The 6,308-nt window shown below is 38.4% G+C and carries 6 protein-coding genes; 1 reads left to right on the top strand and 5 read right to left on the bottom strand.

Translation table 11 applies throughout. From position 1 onward, the window contains the following. Positions 1 to 107 precede the first annotated feature (107 nt). From ACIR310F_RS0116280 to ACIR310F_RS0116260, 5 genes are all read right to left on the bottom strand, one after another. The gene (locus tag ACIR310F_RS0116280; RefSeq protein WP_028084745.1) at positions 108 to 782 is read right to left on the bottom strand and encodes a carbonic anhydrase; all 675 of its coding nucleotides are present in this window, start codon (positions 780 to 782) and stop codon (positions 108 to 110) included. Between the two features lie 70 nt (positions 783 to 852). Continuing rightward, positions 853 to 1,476 carry a P-II family nitrogen regulator gene (locus tag ACIR310F_RS26280; RefSeq protein ID WP_196803225.1) on the bottom strand — a complete coding sequence of 208 codons (624 nt, stop codon included), beginning with the start codon at positions 1,474 to 1,476 and terminating at the stop codon, positions 853 to 855. A gap of 62 nt (positions 1,477 to 1,538) precedes the next feature. After that, positions 1,539 to 2,513 carry a sodium-dependent bicarbonate transport family permease gene (locus ACIR310F_RS0116270; RefSeq protein ID WP_028084743.1) on the bottom strand — a complete coding sequence of 325 codons (975 nt, stop codon included), beginning with the start codon at positions 2,511 to 2,513 and terminating at the stop codon, positions 1,539 to 1,541. Positions 2,514 to 2,611: 98 nt separating this feature from the next. Further along, the gene (locus ACIR310F_RS0116265; protein ID WP_231387574.1) at positions 2,612 to 3,943 is read right to left on the bottom strand and encodes a sensor histidine kinase; all 1,332 of its coding nucleotides are present in this window, start codon (positions 3,941 to 3,943) and stop codon (positions 2,612 to 2,614) included. 105 nt (positions 3,944 to 4,048) lie between these two features. Then, on the bottom strand, positions 4,049 to 4,729 hold the full coding sequence (locus ACIR310F_RS0116260) for a response regulator (protein WP_028084741.1): 681 nt from the start codon (positions 4,727 to 4,729) through the stop codon (positions 4,049 to 4,051). A 134-nt stretch (positions 4,730 to 4,863) separates the two neighbouring features. Between ACIR310F_RS0116260 and leuC the strand changes: the two genes are divergently transcribed. Further along, complete coding sequence (gene leuC / locus ACIR310F_RS0116255) at positions 4,864 to 6,267, top strand: 3-isopropylmalate dehydratase large subunit (protein WP_028084740.1); 1,404 nt, start codon at positions 4,864 to 4,866, stop codon at positions 6,265 to 6,267. Positions 6,268 to 6,308 lie beyond the last annotated feature (41 nt).

The raw sequence follows: 6,308 nt of genomic DNA, 5'->3' as shown, positions 1-6,308 counted from the left end.
CAAGATGCCCGCACCACAAGAGTTTCATGATTCAACTTTGTACCTCATCAGATCGGAAACCGCTGTATCTACCTACAAAAATATACATTTTTACATTTTATAAGCGATTACCCAGATTGTAAACAAGCTAAAGGGTCGGGAACAGGAAAAGAGTCAGAAGCAAGAGTAACAAATTTACGATTATTAGCATCATAAGCAACGATTTTCCCGGTTTCTATTTGATAAACCCAAGCATGAAGAGAGAGTTTACCACCGTGTAATTTAGAACGAATTACGGGATAGGTTTCTAAATTCTCAATTTGAGTTAAAACATTTTCTTCCACAGCTATTTTTAAAAGCGTCTCTCCATCATATTCCTGATAGTTTTCTCGTAAAAGACGACGAGTAGACTCTGCATGACTTTTTAACCAGTCGTAAACTAAAGGCATCTCATCAGGTAAACTATTTAATTGTAGGAGTGCCTTCATACTACCGCAGTGAGAATGACCACAAACAATAATATGTTTAATGTTTAAGGCAGAAACAGCATATTCAATTCCCGCACCTTCGCTACTATTATGACTACCATGGGTGGGAATAATATTACCCAAATTGCGGATAATAAAAAGCTCTCCCGGTTTGGTTTGTGTTAATAAATTTGGATCAATGCGAGAATCAGAACAGGTTATAAAGAGAATTTCAGGAGTTTGTCCTTCAGATAACTGACGAAACATTTCCTGATGAATAGTAAAATAGTTTGTCTGAAATTCGTTAAGCCCTTTCAGGATTCTTTTAATTGGCATTGTGGAATTCATGGTTATTTTACTTTTGTTCTTGACCTAATAGCTGCCACATCATAGCGTTTGCTAAAATTTAGTGATTAACCCATTTAGCTTCAGTCACTAAAAAAACACCTCCCAATTTCTTTAGCAGGGGAGTGATTTTCTGTACTAAACTGTTTAATTGTCTTTCATTTGTGCAAACTGTTATAATATAACTATTGCTAAATGAACAGCCGATATCGGGACAAGATAAACCTCTATCACCCTTACCAGAGATATCTTTAATAATTGTGTATCCAGAAACTGCAACACTATCTAAAATTTTGGTAGTGTCTTCAACCCAGGAGGTATCTATGATAATCTCTATTTTCTTGACTTCTTGCATAATATCGCTGACTAAATCTATTTTTTCGGAGGTTTGATCTGATCCAATTGACTCAGTTTGAGTGACTAAACATAAACCACCAATGGTTTTTAGGATAGGTAGAATACTATCTATTAAGTAGATGAATTGTTCCTGATTTTGGCAAATAGCTGAAATATAACTGTTGCTAAATTCTCGACCTAAATCGTTGTAACAATAACCTCTCTCTCCTTTACCAGAAAGGTTTTCTATCAATGTATATCCAGCCACTTTGTCTGAGTTCAGAATCTTTGATAATTCGGGAATTTCCAGAGTGCTAGTAATGATTTCTACTCGGTTAACAGTTGGCATAACTGATACTTATTTTGGATGTTATAACCATGAATTTTTGATGAAAAAACTGGAAAATTGAACTATACACCAACCAATTTAATGATTTGTAAATACAGAGGAATACCGACAATAATATTAAAGGGAAATGTTAAAGCTAAAGCCATAGAAACATAAAGACTGGGGTTAGCTTCGGGAACTGTTAATCTCATGGCTGCTGGAACAGCAATATAAGAAGCACTTGCACATAAAACCGCGAATAAAAGACCATTTCCTTCTCCCATTCCCAGGACTTTTGATATCAAAATGCCAATGATGGCATTGATAATGGGAATAAAAACGGAAAATCCAATCAAGAAAGAACCTGTTTTACTTAAGTCTTTAATTCTTTTTGCGGCAATTAATCCCATATCCAGTAAGAAGAAAGTCAGCACACCATAGAAAATTCCTTGAGTAAATGGTTGTAATTTCTCCCAACCTTTATCTCCTGTTAGTAATCCCACTATCAGACTACCAACTAAGAGAAAAACAGACCCATTTAAAAAAGCTTCGTGCATCACTTTTCCCCAAGAAAATTCCTGTTCATCTTCGGTTTTTGGGGCAAAGACTCTCACCAGAATTAAACCGACTATAATGGCAGGAGATTCCATTAAGGCTAATGCTGCAACCATGTGTCCTCCGTAGGAAATATGCAGTTTTTCTAAAAAGGAACTAGCGGTAATAAACGTGACTGCACTAATAGAACCGTAGGTAGCTGCGATCGCGGCTGCGTTATAATTATCAAGCTTAAGTTTGAGAATAAAAAAGGTGTATACTGGCACGATGGCAGCCATAAAAATAGCAGCTATGAGAGTGAGTGCTATTTGTAAGTTAATCCCACTATCTGCTAGTTCGTGTCCCCCTTTAAACCCAATTGACAAAAGTAAATAAAGAGAAAATAATTTAGGTAAAGGTTGGGGAATTTCTAAGTCAGATTTCCAAAAAACCGCCAGCATTCCCATAAAGAAGAATAAAACCGGCGGATTGAGAATGTTAAATAGGATTAAACTACCATCCATTTTATTTCACTTTTCCTAACAATTACAAAATCTGATCAACTTTTATTAAGTTACCCGATAAATATTAAGAAAATCATGAGAAATAATTAAGAATTTTCTTAGAATTGGATTTGCAGTTTTTGAGATGGCAATTCTACTGTAAAATTTGTGATTTGATTGGGCTGACTTGTGACATGAATTGTACCACCATGCAAGCGCACAATTTCATAAGCGATCGCTAATCCTAATCCCGATCCTCCTCTATTCCCAGAGCGATCGCTTTCTGCACGGTAAAATCGTTTAAACAGATGGGGTAAATCTGTCGCTGCAATTCCTTTACCTGTATTCATAATATTTATTTTTACCTGTTCTTTTTCCAGATATGCTTTAACCCTAATATTACCTTCAGGGAGAGTGTACTTAATGGCATTATCCAGTAAATTTAAAAACAGGCTAATTAAGTGGTCAGAGTTACCAGTAATGTCAAGTGAGGGTTCTATGCTTGCACTGATATTAATATTTTTAACTTCTGCTAAAGGATAAATTTGCTCTATTAAAACTTCTAGTAAATCGCTTAAATCAAAATTATTTAAACTCAACTGGTATTCGGATTCGCTTTGATCTAAACGAGTGAGGAAAAGTAACCCATTAGCAAGACGAATTAAGCGATCAACCTCTCCTTCTAATTGTTGCAGGGTACTTTCATATTCTTCCACAGTCCGACCTCGACTTAAAGTGACACCAATTTGCCCTTTAATCACCGTTAGAGGTGTGCGTAATTCATGGGAGGCATCGGCTGTAAAACGTCTTTCATTTTCAAATGCGGCTTGTAACCGATCCAACATCCTATCTATAGTCACAGCTAATCGTCCCACTTCATCTACTGAACCTTGATAGTTAATACGTTGAGTAAAATCATCTGGACCAATTGCTTGTGCAGTAGAGATAATGCGATCAATAGGACGTAAAGCCCGTTCAGATAAAAATAAGCCGCCAAATGCTGCAAATAAGAGAATTAAAGGACAACTAAACAGAATCAAAGCCAGCAGGTTTTCTGATGCTGTAGAAATTGGTTTCAGGGATTGGGCGACCTGCAACCAACCTGTTGTTGGAGATAAACCCAAGGATTGAGTATAAACTCGCCAGGTTTTATTGTCTACAGTAACGTTGGTATAACCCGGTTTTATTTCTCTCATCCGTGGTAAATCTTGGTATTTACCAATACCACCCCATATTTCACCTTGTGGTGAAACTAACTGGACGACAAAACCAGCAGCCGCGAACCGATGAGTAATTTTTTCCGACTGCTTTATGATCCTCAAAGTGGGATTACCGTCTACTTCCAGGACTTCCATAAAAGCTTCAGCAGCAGCAATCTGTAAAGTTGTATCTAATTGACTGAGCAAACTATGTTGAAATCGAATATATAAATAGATATCAAAAAATATCATAGTTAGCCCAAAAAGTATTATGTACCATGCGGTTAGACGTATCCTCATGGTACTTTTATGATGTCTCCAAAAAAACATAAAAATTAACTCAAAATTAACTCAAAATTAACTCACAGGATCAGACTTTAAACAATATCCTACTCCTCTGACTGTATGAAGTAGTGGCTGGTCAAAACCTCGGTCTATTTTCCGTCTTAGATAGCCGACATATACATCAACCACATTAGAATCACTGTAGAAGTCAAAATCCCAGACGTGTTCTCCGATTTGGGTACGGGTAAGCACTGAATGAGAATTACGTAACAAATATTCTAAAAGTTTAAATTCTAAGCCGCTTAATTGAATCAAACGCCCTCCACGTTTAACTTCTCTTTTAACCACATCCATAGTTAAATCCCCAACTTGTAAAATGTGATTGAATTTTAGCGGGGGACGACGTTGTAAAGCTCGCAAACGCGCCAGAAGTTCTGAAAATGCAAAAGGTTTAACTAAGTAGTCATCAGCACCTTGATCCAATCCTTGTACCCGGTCTTCTATAGTATCCCGTGCTGTCAGTAATAAAACTGGAGTTTTAATTTTTTGACTGCGAAATTCTCCTAATAGCTTTAAGCCATTAATCTTGGGGAGCATGATATCTAGGATAATGATATCATATTCAGCACAGGACGCATATTGCTTACCTTCTTCACCATCGTGAGCAACATCTACAGCGTAACTCATTTCCTTGAGTCCTTGACTGATAAATTGAGCGATTCCCGGTTCATCTTCAACTAACAAAATTCGCATCTTTGTTCAGTCTATATTTGATACAATATTCAATTTGACACAATAAACAATAAATTATCTAATTTTATAGGATCTTGAACCAGTCTATTTTCTGATACAATCAAAAATTCGACTCCTTTAATATAAATTGATCTATGAGCAAGGGTACTCTATTTGACAAAGTTTGGGATTTACATACTGTTGGTACACTACCATCAGGATTAACACAACTATTTATTGGACTACATCTTATTCATGAAGTTACCAGTCCCCAAGCCTTTTCCATGCTGAAAGGAAGGGATTTAAAAGTATTATTTCCGCAGCGAACCATAGCCACAGTAGATCATATTGTTCCCACCGAAAACCAAGCCCGTCCCTTCGTGGATAACATGGCCGAGGAAATGATCCAAGCATTAGAAAAGAATTGTCAAGAACATGATATAAAATTTTACAATATTGGTTCAGGGAATCAAGGTATAGTTCATGTCATTGCTCCCGAATTGGGACTAACTCAACCGGGAATGACCATCGCTTGTGGTGATAGTCATACGTCAAGTCATGGCGCGTTTGGAGCGATCGCCTTTGGTATAGGTACAAGCCAAGTTAGAGACGTTTTAGCCTCCCAAACCCTATCACTATCAAAATTAAAAGTCCGCAAAATCGAAGTTAACGGTAACTTAAAACCCGGAGTTTACGCCAAAGACGTAATATTACATATTATCCGTACACTAGGGGTTAAAGGGGGTGTAGGCTACGCTTACGAATTTGCTGGTACAACCTTTGCCCAAATGAACATGGAAGAAAGGATGACCGTTTGTAACATGGCCATCGAAGGTGGGGCGCGATGCGGATACGTCAACCCCGATAAAATTACCTATGATTATCTACAAAATAGAGACTTTGCCCCTAAAGGTGCAGACTGGGAAAAAGCCCTAAATTGGTGGCAGTCCCTAAGTAGTAATCCCGATGCCGAATATGACGATATCGTAGTATTTAATGCGGAAGCCATCCCCCCCACAGTCACATGGGGAATTACACCAGGTCAGGGAATTGGCGTAGATGAAAAAATTCCCACAGCCGCAGAACTGCTAGAAGAAGACCGCCTAATAGCCGAAGAAGCATATTCTTACATGGATCTATATCCCGGACAACCCATCCAAGGGACAAAAATAGATGTTTGCTTCATAGGTAGCTGTACCAACGGACGTATAAGCGACCTAAGAGAAGCCGCCAAAATCGCCCAAGGTCGGCAAGTTGCAGCGGGAGTCAAAGCCTTTGTTGTCCCCGGTTCAGAAAGAGTCAAAAAAGAAGCCGAAGCCGAAGGACTAGATAAAATCTTTGTTAAAGCCGGTTTTGAATGGAGAGAACCAGGGTGTTCCATGTGTTTAGCCATGAACCCCGACAAACTCCAGGGGAGACAAATCAGCGCCTCCTCCTCCAACCGCAACTTCAAAGGTAGACAAGGATCATCCTCCGGTCGTACCCTACTCATGAGTCCCGCAATGGTAGCCACCGCTGCCATAAAAGGGGAAATTGCCGACGTACGGGCTTTATTGTAAAATAAAAATCTTGTGGGGTGGGCATCCTGCCTGCCCAAACT

Origin of the sequence: Dolichospermum circinale AWQC310F, from assembly GCF_000426925.1 — a bacterium.
In the GTDB taxonomy this organism is placed as follows: domain Bacteria; phylum Cyanobacteriota; class Cyanobacteriia; order Cyanobacteriales; family Nostocaceae; genus Dolichospermum; species Dolichospermum circinale.
Note: the sequence above shows the minus strand (reverse complement) of the source record. Positions and strands in the feature narration are given on the sequence as shown.

Coding starts and splice junctions, on each gene's coding strand:
- ACIR310F_RS26280 (WP_196803225.1), bottom strand. CDS start 1,476: ATGCCAACTGTTAACCGAGTAGAAATCATTACTAGCACTCTGGAAATT.
- ACIR310F_RS0116260 (WP_028084741.1), bottom strand. CDS start 4,729: ATGCGAATTTTGTTAGTTGAAGATGAACCGGGAATCGCTCAATTTATC.
- ACIR310F_RS0116280 (WP_028084745.1), bottom strand. CDS start 782: ATGCCAATTAAAAGAATCCTGAAAGGGCTTAACGAATTTCAGACAAAC.
- ACIR310F_RS0116265 (WP_231387574.1), bottom strand. CDS start 3,943: ATGATATTTTTTGATATCTATTTATATATTCGATTTCAACATAGTTTG.
- leuC (WP_028084740.1), top strand. CDS start 4,864: ATGAGCAAGGGTACTCTATTTGACAAAGTTTGGGATTTACATACTGTT.
- ACIR310F_RS0116270 (WP_028084743.1), bottom strand. CDS start 2,513: ATGGATGGTAGTTTAATCCTATTTAACATTCTCAATCCGCCGGTTTTA.